Here is a 19,524-nt window from a genome sequence, read left to right on the forward strand (position 1 = left end):
GCAGCGGCCTGACACCTACCTGTCAGCCGCCGCCAGCGGCAGCACCCGGTGCGGCACGACGGTCGACAGCGCGATGACGGTGGTGCTCCGGCGCACGCCGGGGATCGTCAGCATCCGGTCGATCACCTGCTGGACGTGCTCGTTGTCGCGGCCCGCGACGCGGCACCAGACGTCGCCCGGTCCGGTCACGATGCAGGCTTCGAGCAGCTCGGGGATGGACTCCAGGGTCCTGGAGATGTGCTCGCGGGCGGCCTGCTCGACCTCCAGGGTGGTGAACGCCTGCACCGGGTAGCCGAGCGCGGCGGGGGACAGGTTCGGGCCGTAGTCGATGATCACGCCCTCCGCGGCCATCCGGTCCAGCCTGGCCTGTACGGTCCCCCGCGCCACCCCGAGCAGCCGGGCGATCTCCAGCAGCCCGCTGCGCGGCCGGTCGGCGACCAGCCGCAGGACGCGCAGGTCCAGATCGTCGAGCCCGCGGCGACGTGCCGGCATATTCGCCTCCCAAAGGCCGATTCGGCTGTCAGATCGGCAGCATACGGCGCGCGGTGTTGTCAGACCCGCCGGTCGTGCCGAGACTGCGGATCTTATGGAGCACCAGTTTCCGTTCGTCCCCTACCGGCCCGAACGTTACGACGCCGACGAGATGATCAAGCGCGGGGAGGAGTTCCACGCGCTGGCCGACCGGCGGCGCAGCGTGCGCTTCTTCAGCGACGAGCCGGTGCCGTACCGGTGCGTCGAGCTGGCCGTGCGGGCGGCCAACACCGCGCCGTCGGGCGCGCACCAGCAGCCGTGGAAGTTCGTGGTGATCGGCGACCCGGAGGTCAAGCGGCGCATCCGCGAGGCCGCCGAGGAGGAGGAACGCCGCAACTACGAGGGCGGCAGGCTGCCGCAGGAGTGGCGCGAGGCGCTGGCCCCGCTGGAGACGACCTCCGACAAGGGCTACCTGGAGGTCGTGCCGTGGCTGGTGGTGTGCTTCGCCGAGAAGTACGGCGTGCGCCCCGGCGGCCACAAGGTCAAGCACTACTACGTCAACGAGAGCGTGGGCATCGCCTGCGGCCTGTTCATCACCGCCCTGCACGCCATGGGCCTGTCCACGCTCACCCACACCCCCAACCCGATGGCCTTCCTCAGCGAGATCTGCGGACGCCCGGCCAACGAGCGGCCCTACATCCTGTTCCCCGTCGGGTACGCCGCCCCCGACGCCGAGGTGCCCGACCTCGCCAGGAAACCGCTGGAAGAGGCCCTGATCCGGTTCGACGGAAAATTGGGCCTTTCCTAGGGCACCCATCGTCTTCACTCTCAGTTCAGGCGCGGGTCAAACCCCCCAGTCCCGCGCGGGCGAGGAGGACGAGGTGAAACGCCGATTACTCATCCTGCTGGCGGTCCTGGGCATGGTCAGCCTCACCGGCATGACCGGCGCCGGGGCCGGCGCGGAACCACCGGCGAACAAGCAGTACCGGGTCTCCGGCCCGGCCGACGCGCGGCAGCGCAGCGCCGTGGCGGCGACGGGCGCCGCCATCGAGGACGTGCAGCCGGACTCGGTGCTGGTCACCGCCACGGGAGCGGAGATCGCGGCCATCAGGCGGCTCGGCTACCGGGTGACGGAGGCCCGGCGCCCGGCGCCGCCGGACGCCGTCGGGACGTTCGACTTCCCGCCGTCGGACTCCGGCTACCACAACTACGCGGAGATGACGGCCGAGATCAACACCATGGTCGCGGCCCATCCGGGGATCATGAGCCAGAGCACGTTCGGCACCTCGTACGAGGGCCGGCCGATGCGCCTGGTCAAGATCAGCGACAACGTGGGCACGGACGAGGCCGAGCCCGAGGTGCTGTTCACCGCCCACCAGCACGCCCGCGAGCACCTCACGGTCGAGATGGCGCTGTACATCATGCACCTGCTGGCCGACAACTACGGCACCGACGCCAGGATCACGAACCTGGTCAACACCCGTGAGATCTGGATCATGCCGGACCTCAACCCGGACGGCGGCGAGTACGACATCGCCAGCGGCACCTACCGTTCCTGGCGCAAGAACCGGCAGCCGAACTCCGGCTCCTCGGCGGTCGGCACCGACCTCAACCGCAACTGGGCCTACCAGTGGGGCTGCTGCGGCGGCTCCTCGGGCACGACCTCCAGCGAGACCTACCGCGGCGCGAGCGCCGAGTCGGCCCCCGAGGTCAAGGCGGCGGCCGACTGGGTGCGCAGCCGGGTCGTCGGCGGCGTGCAGCAGATCAGGACGAACCTCGACTGGCACACCTACAGCGAGCTGGTCCTGTGGCCTTACGGCTACACCTTCAACGACACCGCCCCCGGCCTGACCCAGGACGACCGGGACGCCCACGCCACCCTCGGCCAGAACATGGCCGGCACCAACGGCTACACGCCCGAGCAGTCCAGCGACCTCTACATCACCGACGGCACGATCGACGACTGGATGTGGGGCCAGTACAAGATCTTCAGCTTCACGTTCGAGATGTACCCGGTCGGCGCGAGCCCCGGCTTCTACCCGCCGGACGAGCAGATCGTCCCGCAGACCACCCGCAACAAGGAGGCCGTGCTGCGCTTCCTGGAGTACTCCGACTGCGTCTACCGGATCATCGGCAAGGAGTCCCAGTACTGCGGCACCGGCACGCCGCCGGTGACGGTCTGGTCCGACACGTTCGAGACGGCGACCGGCTGGACGGCGAACCCGTCCGGCACCGACACCGCCACGACGGGCGCGTGGGAGCGCGGCGACCCGGAGGAGACCACCTCGTCGGGCGTCAAGCAGCTCGGCGCCACGGTCAGCGGCACGAACGACCTGGTGACCGGCCGCCTGGCGGGCGCCGCGGCCGGTGACTACGACCTCGACGGCGGCGTCAGCTCGATCCAGTCGCCGCCGATCACGCTGCCCTCGACGGGCACGCTGAGCCTGTCGCTGTCGTGGTACCTGGCGCACGGCTCGAACGCCTCCAGCGCGGACTACTTCCGGGTCCGCGTCGTCGGCGGCACCACGACCACCGTGTTCCAGCAGGCCGGCGCGGCCTCGAACCGCAACGGCGCCTGGGCCGTGGCGACAGCCGACCTGACCGCCTACGCGGGCCAGACGGTCCGCATCCTCATCGACGCGGCCGACGCCTCCGGGGCCTCCCTGGTGGAGGCGGGCGTGGACGACGTCAAGATCACCCAGCAGCCCTGACCCGACCGCCGCGCCCCCTCGCCCGGACCCCGGTCCGGGCGAGGGGGCGCTGCCGTTGCCTGTGGCACCCGGCGTTTCGGCACGTCACCGGCCGTCACGTGATTGGGTCTTGTAAGCACAGGGTGTCAAGGCTACGATCGCGACAACTCTTAGGAAACTTTCCTAAAAGAAATCATGGATCGGATGGCCCATGACTCGCTCGCCACCCGCATGACTCGCTGCTGAGCTGCGGAGACATCCGCCCGAACGGCCCCTTCTTCCACGCCCCCGGCGCTGCGGGCGTGCACACCCCCCCACCCTTTCCCAGCCGCTGGAGCGGTCACGCGGCCCGGCCGGACGCACCGGCCCTGACTGCCGCTGCAAGCTCCGCGCGCGCCTGCTTTTCCACCGGCCTGCGCCGACACCCCCCGAAAAGGCCCGTGTCTCACCTCCACGGGTCCGTGCCGTACGGCTTGCGCTCTCACCCCCCGGTGCAAGCCGTACGGCACGCCAGAAGAACGGAAATCGACAGTGAGATTTCGCGCGATCTTCTTAGCGCTCGCGACCCTCGCACTGAGTCTCCTGGCCCTGCCCGCCCACGCCGCCGCCGCCACCGCGACCTTCGTCAAGGTCGCCGACTGGGGGTCCGGCTTCGAGGGCAAGGTCACCGTCGTCAACGGCACCACCGCCCCCCTGGCCTGGAACGTGCAGTTCGACGTGCCGGCCGGGTTCTCCATCCCGTCCGCCTGGGACGCCGTCCTGACCAGGAGCGGCCAGCACTACACGTTCACCGCGCCGAGCTGGGCCGGACCGCTGGCGGCCGGGGCGAGCACGAGCTTCGGCTTCAACGGCGCCCCGGGCAACTTCCCCGGCATCACCGGCTGCACGCTGAACGGCTCCTCATGCGGCGGCACGACCGTGGAGGTCCCCGGCAAGCCCGGCCCGGCCACCGCGACCAGCACCGACACCAGCATCGCCCTGTCCTGGGGCGCCTCCGCCGGCACGGTGACCGGCTACCGCGTCTACGAAGGCAGCGCGGTCAAGGCCACCGTCACCGGCACCACGGCGACGATCTCCGGCCTCGGGACCTGTCAGAGCCACACCTACACCGTCAAGGCGTACAACACGGCGGGCGAGTCGGCCGCCGGCGACGCCGTGACCGCGACCACCACGGGCTGCGGCACCGGCGTGCCCGGCAAGGCCGGCCCGGTCACCGTGACCGGCACGTCCCAGACCGGCGCCACGGCCACCTGGCCGGCGGTCGCCGGAGCCACCGGCTACCAGGTCCGGCTCAACGGCTCCCAGGTGGCCACCGTCACCGGCACCTCCTACACCCTCACCGGCCTGACCGCCTGCACCTCGTACTCGGTCACGGTCACCGCCTCCAACGCGGCAGGCGACGGCCCGCCCAGCGACGCCGCGGCCTTCACCACCCCGGGCTGCACCACCGACCCGCTGCCCAAGCACTTCCTCACCGGCTACTGGCACAACTTCGTCAACGCCGCGACCGAGCTCAAGCTGTCGGCCGTGCCCAACGAGTACGACGTCGTCGCCGTCGCCTTCGGCGAGGCCACCTCCACCGCGGGCGAGGTCGTCTTCTCGGTCGACCCGGGCCTTTCCACCGCGCTCGGCGGCTACACCGACGCCCAGTTCAAGGCCGACGTGCAGGCCCTGCACCAGCGCGGCAAGAAGGTCATCCTGTCGGTCGGCGGCGAGGCCGGCCGCGTGCAGGTCGCCAGCGGCGCGGCCGCCACGAAGTTCGCCGACACGGTGTACGCGCTGATGCAGAGCTACGGCTTCGACGGCGTGGACATCGACCTGGAGAACGGCCTCAACGCCACCTACATGGGCCAGGCCCTGCGGTCGCTGCGCGCGAAGGCGGGCAGCGGACTGATCATCATGATGGCCCCGCAGACCATCGACATGCAGTCGACCGGGATGGAGTACTTCAAGCTCGCCCTGAACATCAAGGACATCCTCACGGTCGTCAACATGCAGTACTACAACTCGGGCTCCATGCTCGGCTGCGACCAGTCCGCGGCGTACTCGCAGGGGACGGTCAACTTCATGACCGCCCTGGCCTGCATCCAGCTGGAGAACGGCCTGCGCCCCGACCAGGTGGCCCTGGGCCTGCCGGCCGGGCCCGGCGCCGCGGGCGGCGGCGTCGTCTCGCCCTCCCTCGTCAACCAGGCGCTCGACTGCCTGGCCAAGCGCACCAGTTGCGGATCCTTCGTGCCGCCGCGCGCCTACCCGGACATCCGGGGCGCGATGACCTGGTCCATCAACTGGGACGCCAGCAACAACTGGTCCTTCTCCAAGACCGTCAAGCCGCACCTTCAGGGGATGCCATGAGATTACGCAGCAGACTGATCAGCTCGGTGGCCGGCCTGGCCATCGCCCTCACCGGGGCCGGCCTGGCCACGGGCGTCCCCACCGCCTACGGCGCCGCCGCCCAGCAGCAGCTGGCCGCCGCCTGGGCGCCGTGGACCGCCTACGCCACCGGCGCCGCCGTCACCTACAACGGCGTGGACTACGTGGCCCTCCAGGGGCACACCTCCCAGCCCGGCTGGGAGCCGCCGAACGTGCCCGCGCTGTGGAAGCAGGGCAGCGGCGGAGGCGACACCACACCGCCGTCGGTGCCCGGCAACCTGCGCTCGACCGGCGTCACCGCCACCAGCGCCGGCCTGGCCTGGGACGCCTCCACCGACAACGTCGGCGTGACCGGCTACAACGTCTACCGCGGCGGCACCCAGGTCGGCACCGCGACCGGCACGACGTACACCGACAACGGGCTGACGGCCTCGACCACCTACTCCTACACCGTGCGGGCCCGCGACGCCGCGGGGAACCTGTCCGGCGTCAGCAACGCGCTCAGCGTGACCACCCCCGGCGGCACCGGCGCGCCCGGCCAGCCCGGCACGGTCACCACGACCGTGACCGACACCAGCATCGCGCTGTCGTGGGGCGCCTCCTCCGGCACGGTGACCGGCTACCGCGTCTACGAGGGCGCGACCCAGAAGGCCGAGGTCACCGGGACCAGCACGACGATCTCCGGGCTGAGCGCGTGCCAGAGCCACACCTACACCGTCAAGGCGTACAACTCGGTCGGCGAGTCGGCCGGGCGTGACGTCTCGGCGACCACGACCGGCTGCCCGACCGGCGGCAAGATGCCCGGCGCCCCCTACCTCTACACCGGCTGGGGCGACCCGCCCTCTCCCACCACGGTGATGAGCGCGACCGGCATCAAGTCGTTCACGATGGCCTTCATCCTGGCCAGCAACGGCTGCAACCCGGCCTGGGACGGGCAGCGCCCGCTGACCGGCGGCCAGGACGCGCAGGCCATCTCGGCCATCAAGGCGGCCGGCGGCAGCGTGCAGGTGTCCTTCGGCGGCTGGCAGGGCAACAAGCTCGGCCCGAACTGCTCCACGCCCGAACTGTTCGCCGGCGCGGTGCAGAAGGTCATCAACGCCGTCGGCCCGGCCGTGGTGGACTTCGACATCGAGAACACCGACGAGTTCGAGAACCTGACCGTCCAGGACCGCATCCTGAACGCCCTCAAGATCGTCAAGGCGGCCAACCCGAACGTCAAGATCGCCGTGACCTTCGGCACCGCGACCACCGGCCCGACCTACTACGGCACCCGCCTGATCAACCGCGCCAAGGAACTGGCGGTGCCGATCGACAACTACACGATCATGCCGTTCGACTTCGGCGGCGGCGCCAACATGTACCAGAACACCGTCAACGCGGCCGAAGGGCTCAAGAACGCCCTGAAGACCGCCCAGGGCTGGACCGACGCCCAGGCGTACGCCCACATGGGCATCTCCGGCATGAACGGCCTGTCCGACCAGCAGGAGCTCACCAACCAGAGCACCTGGACCCAGATCCGCGACTACGCCAACTCCCACGGCCTGACCAGGCTCGCGTTCTGGTCGGTCAACCGCGACCGCCCCTGCCCCGGCGGCGGCGTCGCGGAGAACTGCAGCGGCATCGCCCAGGACAACTGGGAGTTCACCAAGATCACCGCTGGCTTCTGACCCGCTGAGGCGGCCCGCCACCCCCGGTGGCGGGCCGCACCGGCGCGCGGTCCGCACCCCCCGAAAGGACCCGCATGAGACCCCCGCACGAGGGCCGGATGAAGGGCGTCCGGCCGGCCAGGAGCGACGCCCAGCTCAGGCGCGCGCTCGGCGTCACCCCCATGATCGGCAAGAACGACACCGGCATGACCACCACCCAGGCCGACGCCCGCAAGCTCCTGACCTGGGCCAGCAGCAACCACATCGGATTCGTCGGCTTCTGGTCGGCCGCCCGCGACAACGGCGGCTGCCCCAACGGCCAGGTCTCACCGACCTGCAGCGGGATCTCCCAGTCCGGCTACGAGTTCACGAACATCTTCAAGGGGTTCACCGGATGAGCGGCATCTTCAGGTGGCGCACCGCCGTCGCGGCGGTCGCGCTCGCCCTCGGCACGGCGGGCCTGACCGCCACCCCCGCCCTGGCGGCCAACATCGCCGTCAACCCCGGCTTCGAGGACGGGCTGACCGGCTGGACCTGCAGCGCCTCCGCGGGCGCCGCGGCCGTCACCTCGCCCGTCCACGGCGGGACGAAGGCGCTCAAGGCCACCCCGGCCGGCGCCGATCTCGCCCGCTGCCAGCAGCAGGTCAAGGTGCAGCCGTCGTCGTCGTACACGCTGTCGGCCTGGGTGCAGGGCGGCTACGTCTTCCTCGGCGCGACCGGCACCGGCGGCACCGACCCCCAGACGTGGGGCTCGCCCGGCTCGGCCTGGACGCAGCTGCGCACCACGTTCACCACCGGCGCCGCCACCACGTCCGTGACCATCTACCTCAACTCCTGGTACGGCCAGAGCGCCTACCTCGCCGACGACGTCGTCCTGGACGGCGCGCCCGGCGGCGGAGGCGGCGGCGACACCCAGGCTCCCACCGTCCCCGGCAACCTGACCGTGGGCGGCGCGACCAGCAGCTCGCTCACCGCCACCTGGTCGGCCGCCACCGACAACGTCGGCGTGGACCGGTACGAGGTCTCCCGCGACGGCGGCGCCCCGGTCGCCGTGACCGCCACCAGCCACACCGCCACCGGCCTGGCCGCCTCCACCTCCTACCGCTTCAAGGTCCGCGCCTGCGACGTCGCCGGCAACTGCTCGCCCTACACCGCCGAGGCCACCGGCACCACGACCGCGGGCGGCGGCGGGGGAGGCGGACTGCCCAAGCGCGTCCTGGTCGGCTACCTGCACGCCTCCTTCGCCAACGGCTCCGGCTACATCCGCATGGCCGACGTGCCCGCCGAATGGGACGTCATCAACCTCGCCTTCGGCGAGCCCACCTCGGTGACCTCCGGCGACATCCGCTTCCGCCAGTGCCCGGCCGCCGAGTGCTCCAACGTCGAACCCGAGGCGGACTTCGTCGCCGCCATCAAGGCCAAGCAGGCCCAGGGCAAGAAGGTGCTCATCTCCATCGGCGGCCAGAACGGCCAGGTGCAGCTCACCACCACGGCCGCCAGGGACAAGTTCGTCGAGTCGGTCGCCGCCATCATCGACAGGTACGGCCTGGACGGCCTCGACGTGGACTTCGAGGGCCACTCCCTCTACCTCAACCAGGGCGACACGAACCTGGCCAACCCCACCACGCCCGTCGTCGTCAACCTGATCTCCGCGCTGCGCGCGCTCAAGAGCCGCTACGGCGCCAAGTTCGTGCTCACCATGGCGCCCGAGACGTTCTTCGTGCAGCTCGGCTACCAGTTCTACGGCCCCGGCCCGAACGGCTCGGCCGACAGCAGGGCCGCCTCCTACCTGCCGGTCATCCACGCCCTGCGCGACGACCTGACCCTGCTGCACGTGCAGGACTACAACTCCGGCCCGATCACCGGCCTGGACAACCAGTACCACACGATGGGCGGCCACGACTTCCACGTCGCCATGACGGACATGCTGCTGGCCGGCTTCCCGATCATGGGCAACCCGAACAACGTGTTCCCGCCGCTGCGCCAGGACCAGGTGGCCATCGGCCTGCCCGCCTCGCCCAACGCGGGCAACGGGTTCACCACCGTCGCCGAGGTCCAGAAGGCGTTCGACTGCCTGGCCAAGGGCAGCAACTGCGGCACCTACAAGCCCCGCGGCGTCTACCCGAACCTGCGCGGCCTGATGACCTGGTCGATCAACTGGGACAGGTACAACGCCTTCGAGTTCTCAAGGAGCCACCGGGCCTACCTCAACGGCCTGTGAACGGCCGGACGAGCTGGGTGGGCTTGAGCGGCACCCCCAACCCCGGCGGACGGTAGGTCGGCAGCGCCTCGCCGTACTCGTGCATCCAGGCGTGGTCGACCAGCAGGCGCATGCGCCCGTCCGCCGGCGTGCCGTCCGGGTCCGCCCGGGACGTCCGCCCGGCCAGGCGGGCCACCGCCTCGGCCACCAGGCCCGCGTCCGGCGGCGCCAGGTCGCACTGCTCGTCGGGGCCGATGAGCAGGTCGACCTCCGGCGGCAGCGGGTAGATCGGCCGGGGGATGGCCAGCACGCGCGGCGAGGGAGCCATCGGCCACCCGTCGCGCACCGCCTCCAGCAGCACCGACCGCGACGTGCGGCGCGCGAACAGGCCCTCGCACAGGGCCCAGCTCAGCGCGCCCACGTCGGCGCGGTCCTCGCCGCAGGCGTGCAGGCACAGGTACGGCACCAGCGGGATCCCCGCGCCGCCCGCCGGCTGCGCCCACCCGCTGCCGCACCCCGTCAGCACCAGCAGCGCCAGCATCGCCCGGTAGGCGGTGTCGGCGTGCGGCGTCTCCAGCCGGCCCGGCACGATCATGCACCGCCCGCCGGTCTTCTCCGCCGTCACGCCCAGCTCCCGCGCCGTCTTCACGGTCCGCGAGGCGGCCACCCCGGTGTAGATCTCCTGCCAGCCCGGCGTGTACGGCTCCCGGTCCCCGTACCCCTGCGGCCACACCCCCGGCAGCCCGTCCCGCGCCACGCCGTAGGCGGCCAGCAGCAGGTCGAACACCGTGGTCACCAGCTCGCCGCCGTCCCTGACGACCGGCACGCCGCGCCGCAGCACGCCCGGCCCGAAATCGAAGCGCGGCAGCAGCACCTGCACCGCCTCGCCGCCGTACACGCTGAGCCGGTCGCAGGCCCGGCCGAGCAGCCCGCCCGGCACGTACGCGTCCTCGCGCTCACGCAGCCGCACCAGGAACGGCAGGTCAGTCCGCTCCATCGCGTGCGCGGCGAACGGCGGCCGGTCCAGGAAGAACTCCTTCAGCAGCACGTGGCCCATCGCCATCGCCAGCGCGCCGTCCGTGCCCGGCCGCACGACCAGCGTCTCGTCCGACAACCGGGTCGGATGGGTGCCGATCGCCACCACCTTCTGGCCCTTGTACCGCCCGGCGATCACCCAGGGCGTGTCCGCCGTCCGGGCCAGCCGGTTGTTCTCCCCCCACAGCAGCACGTACGCCGCCCGCGCCCAGTCCTCGGCCCCCGGCCCCGTGAACCGCGGCCCGAGCACCTGCTCCGACGCGCACGGATGCTCGGTCAGCAGCGCGCCGCCCAGCCCGTCCACCACGCCCGCCAGCGGCGACGTCGCCAGCGCGGCCACCCGGTCCGCGCCGTGCTCCGACGCCGTGTGCACGATCGCCGCCGCCGCCAGCTCGGCCGCCGTGGCGTCGTCCAGCGGGACGCGCCGCTCCCCGCGCCGCGCCTGGTAGACCTGAGAGTTGCCTGTGAGTTTCGCCCAGGCCGCGACCGGGTCACGGACCCCGTCCCTCACCTCGAAATAGAGCCTGACCAGTGCCTGGTTGACCTGCGATCCCCCCATGGAAAAAGTTCAACACAGACAGTCATGTTCTATCGCGTTACGTGTCCGCATGTCGGGGATAAGAACTGGAAACCCAGGTGGCGGCACTCAGATTGTTACGGCAGGCTAGGGGCCGCCATGGATTACGCAGTTCTCACGGGGGTCGTCCTCGTCACCGGTGTCGTCCTCGCCCTCGTCGCGCAGTGGCGCGACTGGCGTCCGCCCCTCTACGTCGCCGTGCTCGTCGGCATCGCCGTCCGCGTGCTGATCATGTACACCTCCGCGATCGACTCATGGCAACCCGTCGACTTCATGGAGAGCTTCAAGCCCGCCGGCGAGGCGGTGCTGCAGGGCAAGGACCCGGTGCTGGCCAGCGAGGGCGGCTGGCACTTCCTGCCGACCATCCCCTACGTCTACGGCATCCTGCTGTGGCTCGGCATCCCGTGGGAGTACGCCGGCCGCCTGGTCACCGTCGTCGCCGACATCGTGCTGATCCCGCTGGTCGGCAAGCTGGCCGGCGGCCCCAAGGCGTCCCTGCGCGCCCTCCAGTACGCGTTCAACCCGCTGGCCGTGCTCATCGCCAGCGTCCACGGCCAGGTCGAGCCGGTCGCGCTCGTGTTCGGCGTGGCCGCGTTCGTGGTGGCCCGCGGGCCCGGCGCGCCCGACCGTCCCGGCGTGGCCATCGACGCCGCCGGACTCGGCGCCGCGGCGCGCCGCCCCGTCGCCATGCTGCGCCGCGCCCTCATGCCCGGCTCCCACGACCGCGCCGACCTGCGGCGCGCCATGCTGGCCGGGCTGCTCATGGGCCTCGCGCTGTGCGCCAAGAGCTGGCCGATCTGGCTGATCCCCGGCATGCTGCTGCTCCTGCCCCACCTGCGGGCCAGGATCGCCGCGCTCGTCGTGACGGGCATCGTCCCGGTGTTCTTCCTGGTCACCTCGCCGATCTTCGCGGGCACCACGCTCGACGAGATCCCGGCTGTCATCCGTACCATCCAGGACATCCGCCCCATCGTCGGCGAATGGGGCTACACCCCGTGGTTCACCGGCGGCGACTGGGCCCTGATGCCGGGGCTGGCCTCGTTCGGCACGAAGCTCATCTACGTCAGCGTCATCGGCGTCCTGCTGCTGTGGCGGCGGGCCGACCCGATCGACCTGACCACGGCCATCCTGCTCGTCTTCATGGTCATGACGCCCCGCCTCGGCGCCCAGTACCTGCTGTGGTTCATGCCGTTCCTGGTGGCCAGGCCGACCAGGTGGGCCTGGCCGGCCATCATCGGCGCCTCCTTCTGGGCCGCCTACGGCTACCTGTACATGACGCAGTTCAGCGTCAACGACTGGTGGTACCTCCACCGCGACTGGTCACGGGCCTCCATCGTGCTGCTGCCGGTGCTGCTGCTGGCGATGCCCTGGGCCCGTCGCGTCTCGACGGCGCAGGCCAGGGTCGGCGCCGTCCCGCCGAAGGTCACCTCAACGGCGCTCTAGCCGCCGCCACAGGCTCACCCACTGGTCCGGGTGCACGTGGCCCACGACGGCGTCGCGGGCCACGCCCGCCTCGCCGAGCGCCGCGTCCACCCCCCAGTAGCGCGGGCGCAGGGAGGCGCGCACCGAGCCGCCGACCCCGCCGAAGCCCAGCTCGACCAGCTCCAGGTAGCCCGCGCGATCGGTCACCAGCGGCTCGGGCCGCCGTCGCACGCGCAGGATCGCCGAGTCCACCGACGGCACGGGACGGAAGCTCTCCCTGCCGATCGTGTCGCCGAGCCGCCAGTCGAACCACGGCCACGACGACACCGTGACCAGGCTCCACCGGCCGTAGTCGCCGGTGCGCTTGCGCGCGTACTCCCGCTGGGTGAGCAGCGTCGCCGAGGTCAGCTCCCGCGCCCGCAGGCACCAGTCGACGATCCTGGACGTGATCGAGTACGGGATGTTGCCCACGACCGCGAACGGCTCACGCGGCGCCCGCGCGGCCGTGAAGTCACCCCTGACCACCTCGATCCGCGGATCGTTGCGCGTACGCGAGGCCAGCCGCCCGGCGAGCCGGGGATCGAGCTCGTAGCCGATCACGCGCGCCCCGGCCTCGGCCAGCGCCAGCGTGAGCGCCCCCGGCCCGGAGCCGGGTTCGAGCACCAGCCCCTCCGGGGCCGCCGCCTTGATCATCAGGTCCACGGCATGCCGGTCGGCCAGGAAGTTCTGCGAGAGCTCACGCCTGAGCCGGTCGGTGGGCGTACGACCGCCGCCGCCGTTCCTGACGTTCTTCTGGGTGTGTGAATAGTTTCCGTGCGCGAAGTTCTGCGCCACAGCACTGCCCTTTCGGGTCCTCGAGATGAACAGGTCTCGAAGGGCCCTGGGCGCGCCGGCGGACGCGCGGTGTCAGCCGTCCGCTAGCGGGCCAGAGCCCGGCCGCGGCGGATGCGGATGAACACGGTGCAGAACATGGAACACATGGCGCCGACAGTAGGGCGGGCGGCGCCACCAGGGCAAACGATTAAATGTGATGCGCGGGCACGCCCGTTTCGTCACCCTTGGACGCATGCAGGCAACGGTCACCGTCACCCCGGCGCAGCTTCCTGAGGTGCTGCTGCACGTCGCCGTGGTCCGCCCGGTCTTCCTGTGGGGCGCGCCCGGCATCGGCAAGAGCTCGCTGGTACGCGAGTTCGCCGGCTCGCTCGGCCTCGACTGCGTGACCCTGCTCGGCACCCAGCTCGCCCCCGAGGACCTGATCGGCGTGCCCGAGCTGGTCGGCGGGCGCAGCCGGTTCGCGCCGCCGGAGTCCATCGCCCGCGACGAGCCCTACTGCCTGTTCCTCGACGAGCTCAACGCCTCCGCCCCCGAGGTGCAGAAGGCGTTCTACTCGCTGATCCTCGACCGCCGCATCGGCACGTACGAGCTGCCCGCCGGCTCGGTCGTGATCGGCGCCGGCAACCGGGCCACCGACAACGCGCTGGCCCGCCCGATGGCCTCGGCCCTGATCAACCGCCTGGTCCACGTGCACCTGCGCGCCTCGGCCGACGACTGGCTGAAGTGGGCGGCGGCCCAGGGCATCCACCCCTGGATCGTCGACTACCTCGTCCAGCGCCCCGACCACCTGTGGAGCCCGCCGCCCAAGACCGAGGAGCCGTTCTCCTCGCCGCGCGCCTGGCACATGCTCTCCGACGTGCTCACCTCCTACGGCGACGACGTCGGCGACGAGACCCTCGCGATGCTCGCCTTCGGCACCCTCACCACCGCCCACGCCTCCGCCTTCCGCGCCTACGTCCGGACCGTCCGGCACGCCTACGACCTCGACGCCGTGCTCAAGGGCGAGGCGCCCTGGCCGCGCCGCCCCGAGGAGCGGGACCTGCTCTACTTCCTGGCCGAGACCTTCCGCGCCCGCCTGATCAAGGAGCTGCCCGCCGACAAGCGCGGCGCCTCGGCCCGCGGCCGCGACCTCGGCTTCCGCGCCAAGACACTGCTCGTCGAGCTGGCCGAGATCTCCCTCGAATGCGCTCAGCTCGTCATCGCCAACGACGCCGACGGCGCGCCCGCGCTGCCCACCTGGTTCCTCGTCGAGATCGGCAGGGACGTGCCCCGGCTCATGGCGGCCCGCTCGTGATCCGCCGCAAGCCCAAGGCCGACCCCTGGCGGGCCGAGGTCATGCACGGCTGGGCCACCGTCAACCGCCACCCGCTGTTCGCCGGCCTGCACGGCACCCTGCTGGAGGCGGCCCACGGCCGGCTGCCGCCCGAGACGTGGGCCGTCGTCAGCCAGGACGGCGACGTCACCTTCCACCCCAAACGCCGCGCGCCCGCCGAGGAGTGGGCATGGGTCTTCGCCCACCTGCTGCTCCACCTGGGCTTCGGTCACGCCGACCCGCGCGCCTGCGCCCCCAAGGACGTCGACGGCGACCTGCCCGACCCCGCCTACCACGCCGCCTGCTGCCTGGCGGTCGACCGCTTCCTGCGCACCGTCAAGATCGGACACTGCCCCGCGCCGCTGCCCGCCGAGCTGCCCGAGGAGGACGAGGTGACGCTCTCCGAACGGTGGCGCAGGACCGGCGTCCCGCCCCGGTTCCAGCCGCTCGGCCCGGCCGACTTCCACATCGGCACCGAGGAGGACGCCGAGCGCTTCGACTTCCCGCGCGGCTTCGCGATTGGCGTCGCCTGGTCCGCCACGTCCGCGCTCGACCAGGCCGGCGCGCCGCGCACCCCCGCCGAAGGCCACGTCAAGGGCCCCTGGGACGGCGCCCTGCGCTGGTTCATGTCGTCGTACCCGCTGCTCGGCGCGCTGGCCGCGGGCATGAAGATCGTCGCGGACGCCGAGCTGGCCAGGGCCTGGGACATCTCGATCGCAGCCGTCAGCGCCGAGGCGGCCGAGATCTACGTCAACCCGCTGGCCACGCACACCGAGCACGAATGGCGTTTCGTGCTCGCCCACGAGATGCTGCACGCCGCCCTGCGGCACGGCGAACGAGCCGGCATGCGCGACCCGTACCTGTGGAACGTCGCCTGCGACTACGTGATCAACGGCTGGCTGGTCGAGATGGGCGTCGGCGAGATGCCCGAAGGGCTGCTGTTCGACCAGTCGCTGGGCACGATGTCCGCCGAGGCCGTCTACGACCAGATCGCCGGCGACCTGCGGCGCATGCGCAAGCTGGCCACCCTGCGCGGCCGCGGCACGGGCGACGTGCTCGACCGCCCGGCACGCCGGGCCCGCGGCTACGTCGACCTCGACGACTACTACCGCAACGCCCTGTGCACCGGCCTGGCCTACCACCACTCCAGCGGACGCGGCCTGCTGCCCGCCGGGCTCGAACAGGAGATCCGCGCGCTCGAACAGCCGCCCCTGCCCTGGGACGCCCAGCTCGCCCGCTGGTTCGACGAGCACTTCCGGCCCGAGGAGTCGCGCCGCTCGTACGCCCGCGCCTCCCGCCGCCAGGCCGCCAGCCCCGGCATCCCGCGCCCCGGCCGGGTACGGCCCGAGGAGGTCGTCCGCAGGAAGACGTTCGGCGTCGTCCTCGACACCTCCGGCTCCATGGACGTCAAGCTGCTCGGCAAGGCACTCGGCGCCATCGCCTCCTACGCCGCCGCCCGCGACGTGCCCCGGGCCAGGGTCGTCTTCTGCGACGCCACCGCCTACGACGCGGGCTATCTGCCGGTCGAGGACATCGCCGGCCGGGTCAAGGTGCGCGGCCGCGGCGGCACGATCCTCCAGCCCGGCGTCAAGCTGCTCGAACGCGCCGACGACTTCCCGCCCGACGGCCCCATCCTGCTGATCACCGACGGGCAGTGCGACGTAGTGCGCATCCGCCGCGAGCACGCCTTCCTGGTGCCCCAGGGCGCGCCGCTGCCCTTCCGGCCGCGCGGCCCGGTCTTCTTCATGAAGTGACCCGCGGACGCGTCCGATTCCGACAAGAGCCGTCCGCGCCGAGGGCGGTAGCGTCGCAGGACACGGCACTAACTCGACGGAAGCGGACACGGAAGCGGACATGGAAGCGGACATGGACACACTCGACCGAGCGGCACAGTTCCTGCGACTCCACGGCAGGCTCATCGACAGACTGAGGTTCGAGGCCCTGTTCGCGGGCGGCTCCCGCACCCGCGTGCTCGACGCCCTGCGCTGCTACCAGAACGCCGACGGCGGCTTCGGCAACGCCCTGGAGCCCGACCTGCGCGGCGCCGCCAGCCAGCCGCAACCGGTCGAGGTCGCCTTCTGGATCCTCGACGAGCTCGACGCCTTCGACTCGCCGATGGTCGCCGCCGCCTGCGACTACTTGGCGGGCATCACGGCAGACGGGGGCGGGGTGCCGTTCGTGCTGCCGTCCGTCCGCGACACGCCGCGCGCGCCCTGGTGGCAGGCCCCCGACGACCCGCCCGGCGATCTCAACCCCACCGCCGTGCTCGCCGGGCTGCTGCACAAGCACGGAGTGACCCACCCCTGGCTCGGCCCCGCCACTGACTTCTGCTGGTCGCGCATCGCGGGGCTCACGCGGACCAGTCCGTACGAGGCCCGCGCCCTGCTCGTGTTCCTCGAACACGTCCCCGACCGGGAGCGCGCGGACGCCGAGTTCGCCCGGCTGCGCGAGGCCGTCCTGGCCACGGTCACCTTCGACCCGCACGCCGAAGGCGCGGTCCACCACCCCCTCGACTTCGCGCCCACGCCGTCGGTCCTGCCCCTCTTCGATGCCGCCACCCTCGCCCCCCACCTGGACGCCATGGCCGCCGCCCAGTCCCCGGAAGGCGGCTGGCACCCGAACTGGAACATCTGGACCCCGCTGGTCGCCCACGAATGGGCGGGCCACCTGACCGTGGAACGCCTGAAGACCCTGCGCGCGTACGGCCGCCTGCCCGCCTGAACGGATTCTGTCGGCGCGGTCGCGTACGTTGGAGGCATGTACGCGGAACGGCACCCGGGCGAGGCTCTCTCCGGCCGTGTCGCCTGCGTGTGGCACCAGGTCAGCGAGGGCGACACCACGCAGCTCGTGGTGCCCGACGCCTGCGTCGACCTCGTCTGGGGGCCCGGCGGCCTCTTCGTGGCCGGCCCCGACACCGGCCCGGTGCCCACCCCGATGGCGGGAGGCGACGCCTACGTCGGCATCCGCTTCAAGCCCGGCGCGACGGGCGCGGTCTTCGGCGTCCCGGTCCACGAGCTGCGCGACCGCCGCGTGCCGCTCGCCGCGCTGCCCGCCCTCGCCGTCGCGTCCCCCCTGCTGTCCGACGCGGCCCTCGCGCCCGACCCGGCGGCGCGGCTCGCGGCCATGCGCGCCGCCGTCCTGACCCGCCTGCGCGAGACCCCCACGCCCGACCCGGCCGCGTCCGCCATCGCCGGGGCGCTGCGCATGGGCCGCAGCGTGCGCGACGTCGCCTGGGCCATCGGCCTCAGCGAACGCCAGCTCCACCGCCGCAGCGTCGCCTCCTTCGGCTACTCGCCCAAGACCCTCCAGCGCGTCGTCCGTTTCCAGCGCGCGCTCAGCCTGGCCCGCGCGGGCGTGCCGGCGGCGGAGGCGGCGGTCCGGGCCGGCTACGCCGACCAGGCCCACCTGTCCCACGACGTGAAACGGCTGAGCGGCGTCCCGCTGGGCCGCCTGCTCTCACCCGTCCGGCATCTTCCCTGACACCAGCGCCTGCACCCATTTCGCGCTCGGGTCGCTGTCGATCAGCACCGCCCGCGCCAGCAGGCTGAGCGGGATCGCCAGGATCGCGCCGAGCGGCCCCAGCATGAACGTCCACACGATCAGCGACAGGAACGTCATCGTGGTCGAGAGCCCCACCGCGTCCCCCAGGAACTTCGGCATGATGAACGACTGCGTGACCACGTTGATCACGATGTAGGCCACGACCACCAGCACCATCGTCTTGACTCCGCCGTGCAGGAGCGCCAGCAGGGCGGGCGGCAGCAGCCCGATGACGAACCCGATGTTCGGGATGTAGTTGGCGATCAACGCCAGCACCCCCCACAACAGCGGCAACGGCACGTCCAGCAACGACAGCACGATGACGTCGAGAACCGCGTCGATCAGCCCGAAGACGGTCGAGACGATGAGATACCGCCGCGTCTTGTGCGCGAACGTCGCCAGCGCCGTCACCAGCTGCGGCCGGTTCCCCTCGCCGGTGGTGAGGATCCGCGCCGTCACCGGCGCGTCGAGGCACATCGCCAGCAACAGCACCACGATCAGGAACAGGCTCGACAACACGCCGATCAGGCTCCCGAGCAGGCTCTGCGCCAGCCCCAGCATCCGGCCGGGATCGAACGCCTGCACCGCCTTGGCCAGCACGTCGTTGCCCAGACCGTGGGTGGCGGCCCAGTGCTGCGACGCCGCCAGCAGCTCCTCGAACTGTTTGGCGTACGTCGGCAGCAGCGAGGCGAGCTGGGTGACGGAGATCGTCAGGATCCCCACCATGCCGAGCAGCACCAGCACCACGATCAGGAACGGCACCGCCACCTGCACCCATATGGGCGCCCGCCGCGCCGTCAGCCAGCTGCGCACCGGCGCCACGGCGATGACCAGCACGAGCGCCAGCACGACGGGCCCGACGATGGAATTGATCTCGCGCAGCCCGAACAGAGCGATCACCGCGCCGGCGATGCCCACCAGGAGGATGAGTGCTCTCGGCACGGATTGATCTCGCACGCCGGAATACCTACCCACGATGTCTTCCCGACGCGTGGCGGGCCGCCGATTTGACGGTTCTGGGGACCGTACATAGAGTTCACCAGTCCCACGAGGAAGGCGTTGATCGCCGACCTCACTCGGGGGCCACCTCCAGACACTGCCACTCCGGCGGACGTTCGCGTCCAACGGAAGGTCGATTCGACAAGAGTCGGGCTTGGGAGTAAGTTAGAGGGGTTGTCCCGGAAGCGGGGCGCGACTTAATTCCAGCAGGTCGAGCAAGTCCGGTCAATTTGACAGAGACTTGAACGGCTGAAAGAATTAAGACACAACGAAAGAACGCAAGACGAAATGAACGCCTCTGAGCGGGGATCCGGGAACGGGTTCTGGTGAGGAAGTACGCGTCCGTTTCTTGAGAACTCAACAGTGTGTTAAAAGCCAGTGCATGAAACACATGCATAACCCCGTCCAAATCTTCGGATGGACGGATT

General features: G+C 71.4%; 15 protein-coding genes. 11 read left to right on the plus strand and 4 right to left on the minus strand.

The features are described from left to right. Positions 1 to 15: 15 nt before the first annotated feature. Positions 16 to 492 (minus strand): Lrp/AsnC family transcriptional regulator, encoded by a 477-nt coding sequence (locus ABT158_RS03590; RefSeq protein ID WP_352350431.1) that lies wholly within the window; start codon positions 490 to 492, stop codon positions 16 to 18. A gap of 94 nt (positions 493 to 586) precedes the next feature. Here ABT158_RS03590 and ABT158_RS03595 point away from each other — a divergent pair, with 94 nt between their 5' ends. The 6 genes from ABT158_RS03595 (at position 587) to ABT158_RS03620 (ending at position 9,398) form a co-directional block, all read left to right on the plus strand. After that, entirely contained in the window at positions 587 to 1,279 is a 693-nt protein-coding gene (locus tag ABT158_RS03595) for a nitroreductase family protein (protein ID WP_352350433.1), read from the plus strand. A gap of 73 nt (positions 1,280 to 1,352) precedes the next feature. Beyond that, entirely contained in the window at positions 1,353 to 3,182 is a 1,830-nt protein-coding gene (locus ABT158_RS03600) for a M14 family metallopeptidase (RefSeq protein WP_352350435.1), read from the plus strand. A 510-nt stretch (positions 3,183 to 3,692) separates the two neighbouring features. After that, a complete protein-coding gene (locus tag ABT158_RS03605; RefSeq protein WP_352350437.1) occupies positions 3,693 to 5,513 on the plus strand; it encodes a cellulose binding domain-containing protein in 1,821 nt (606 codons plus the stop codon). Further along, positions 5,510 to 7,198 carry a fibronectin type III domain-containing protein gene (locus ABT158_RS03610; RefSeq protein WP_352350439.1) on the plus strand — a complete coding sequence of 563 codons (1,689 nt, stop codon included), beginning with the start codon at positions 5,510 to 5,512 and terminating at the stop codon, positions 7,196 to 7,198. Before ABT158_RS03605 ends, ABT158_RS03610 begins: the two co-directional genes overlap by 4 nt. Positions 7,199 to 7,272: 74 nt before the next feature. Beyond that, positions 7,273 to 7,575 (plus strand): glycoside hydrolase family 18 protein, encoded by a 303-nt coding sequence (locus ABT158_RS03615; RefSeq protein ID WP_352350441.1) that lies wholly within the window; start codon positions 7,273 to 7,275, stop codon positions 7,573 to 7,575. Next, on the plus strand, positions 7,572 to 9,398 hold the full coding sequence (locus ABT158_RS03620) for a chitinase (protein WP_352350443.1): 1,827 nt from the start codon (positions 7,572 to 7,574) through the stop codon (positions 9,396 to 9,398). The genes ABT158_RS03615 and ABT158_RS03620 overlap by 4 nt, the downstream gene beginning before the upstream one ends. Here the strand turns inward: ABT158_RS03620 and ABT158_RS03625 are convergent. Continuing rightward, positions 9,385 to 10,971: a molybdopterin-dependent oxidoreductase gene (locus ABT158_RS03625; protein ID WP_352350445.1), complete on the minus strand. Its 1,587-nt coding sequence runs from the start codon at positions 10,969 to 10,971 to the stop codon at positions 9,385 to 9,387. The genes ABT158_RS03620 and ABT158_RS03625 overlap by 14 nt on opposite strands. Positions 10,972 to 11,088: 117 nt before the next feature. Here ABT158_RS03625 and ABT158_RS03630 point away from each other — a divergent pair, with 117 nt between their 5' ends. Next, a complete protein-coding gene (locus ABT158_RS03630) occupies positions 11,089 to 12,432 on the plus strand; it encodes a putative hexosyltransferase (protein WP_352350447.1) in 1,344 nt (447 codons plus the stop codon). Here the strand turns inward: ABT158_RS03630 and erm are convergent. Then, positions 12,418 to 13,245, minus strand: a complete 828-nt coding sequence (gene erm / locus ABT158_RS03635; protein WP_352350449.1) for an ErmE/ErmH/ErmO/ErmR family 23S rRNA (adenine(2058)-N(6))-methyltransferase — start codon at positions 13,243 to 13,245, stop codon at positions 12,418 to 12,420. The genes ABT158_RS03630 and erm overlap by 15 nt on opposite strands. A gap of 232 nt (positions 13,246 to 13,477) precedes the next feature. Here erm and ABT158_RS03640 point away from each other — a divergent pair, with 232 nt between their 5' ends. From ABT158_RS03640 to ABT158_RS03655, 4 genes are all read left to right on the plus strand, one after another. Continuing rightward, entirely contained in the window at positions 13,478 to 14,539 is a 1,062-nt protein-coding gene (locus ABT158_RS03640; RefSeq protein ID WP_352350451.1) for an ATP-binding protein, read from the plus strand. Further along, positions 14,536 to 16,311, plus strand: a complete 1,776-nt coding sequence (locus ABT158_RS03645) for a vWA domain-containing protein (RefSeq protein ID WP_352350453.1) — start codon at positions 14,536 to 14,538, stop codon at positions 16,309 to 16,311. Before ABT158_RS03640 ends, ABT158_RS03645 begins: the two co-directional genes overlap by 4 nt. 112 nt (positions 16,312 to 16,423) lie before the next feature. Continuing rightward, positions 16,424 to 17,278, plus strand: coding sequence for a hypothetical protein (locus tag ABT158_RS03650; RefSeq protein ID WP_352350455.1), 855 nt, complete (start codon positions 16,424 to 16,426; stop codon positions 17,276 to 17,278). A gap of 36 nt (positions 17,279 to 17,314) precedes the next feature. Next, positions 17,315 to 18,037: a DUF6597 domain-containing transcriptional factor gene (locus ABT158_RS03655; RefSeq protein WP_352350457.1), complete on the plus strand. Its 723-nt coding sequence runs from the start codon at positions 17,315 to 17,317 to the stop codon at positions 18,035 to 18,037. On the opposite strand, the gene ABT158_RS03660 is transcribed toward ABT158_RS03655, so the two are convergent. Next, complete coding sequence (locus tag ABT158_RS03660; protein ID WP_352350459.1) at positions 18,014 to 19,039, minus strand: AI-2E family transporter; 1,026 nt, start codon at positions 19,037 to 19,039, stop codon at positions 18,014 to 18,016. The genes ABT158_RS03655 and ABT158_RS03660 overlap by 24 nt on opposite strands. Between the last annotated feature and the right edge of the window lie 485 nt (positions 19,040 to 19,524).

The sequence above is a fragment of the Nonomuraea sp. NPDC001636 genome (genome assembly GCF_040298265.1).
In the GTDB taxonomy this organism is placed as follows: domain Bacteria; phylum Actinomycetota; class Actinomycetes; order Streptosporangiales; family Streptosporangiaceae; genus Nonomuraea.

Coding starts and splice junctions, on each gene's coding strand:
- ABT158_RS03590 (WP_352350431.1), bottom strand. CDS start 492: ATGCCGGCACGTCGCCGCGGGCTCGACGATCTGGACCTGCGCGTCCTG.
- ABT158_RS03595 (WP_352350433.1), top strand. CDS start 587: ATGGAGCACCAGTTTCCGTTCGTCCCCTACCGGCCCGAACGTTACGAC.
- ABT158_RS03610 (WP_352350439.1), top strand. CDS start 5,510: ATGAGATTACGCAGCAGACTGATCAGCTCGGTGGCCGGCCTGGCCATC.
- ABT158_RS03615 (WP_352350441.1), top strand. CDS start 7,273: ATGAGACCCCCGCACGAGGGCCGGATGAAGGGCGTCCGGCCGGCCAGG.
- ABT158_RS03620 (WP_352350443.1), top strand. CDS start 7,572: ATGAGCGGCATCTTCAGGTGGCGCACCGCCGTCGCGGCGGTCGCGCTC.
- ABT158_RS03625 (WP_352350445.1), bottom strand. CDS start 10,971: ATGGGGGGATCGCAGGTCAACCAGGCACTGGTCAGGCTCTATTTCGAG.
- ABT158_RS03630 (WP_352350447.1), top strand. CDS start 11,089: ATGGATTACGCAGTTCTCACGGGGGTCGTCCTCGTCACCGGTGTCGTC.
- ABT158_RS03640 (WP_352350451.1), top strand. CDS start 13,478: ATGCAGGCAACGGTCACCGTCACCCCGGCGCAGCTTCCTGAGGTGCTG.
- ABT158_RS03650 (WP_352350455.1), top strand. CDS start 16,424: ATGGACACACTCGACCGAGCGGCACAGTTCCTGCGACTCCACGGCAGG.
- ABT158_RS03655 (WP_352350457.1), top strand. CDS start 17,315: ATGTACGCGGAACGGCACCCGGGCGAGGCTCTCTCCGGCCGTGTCGCC.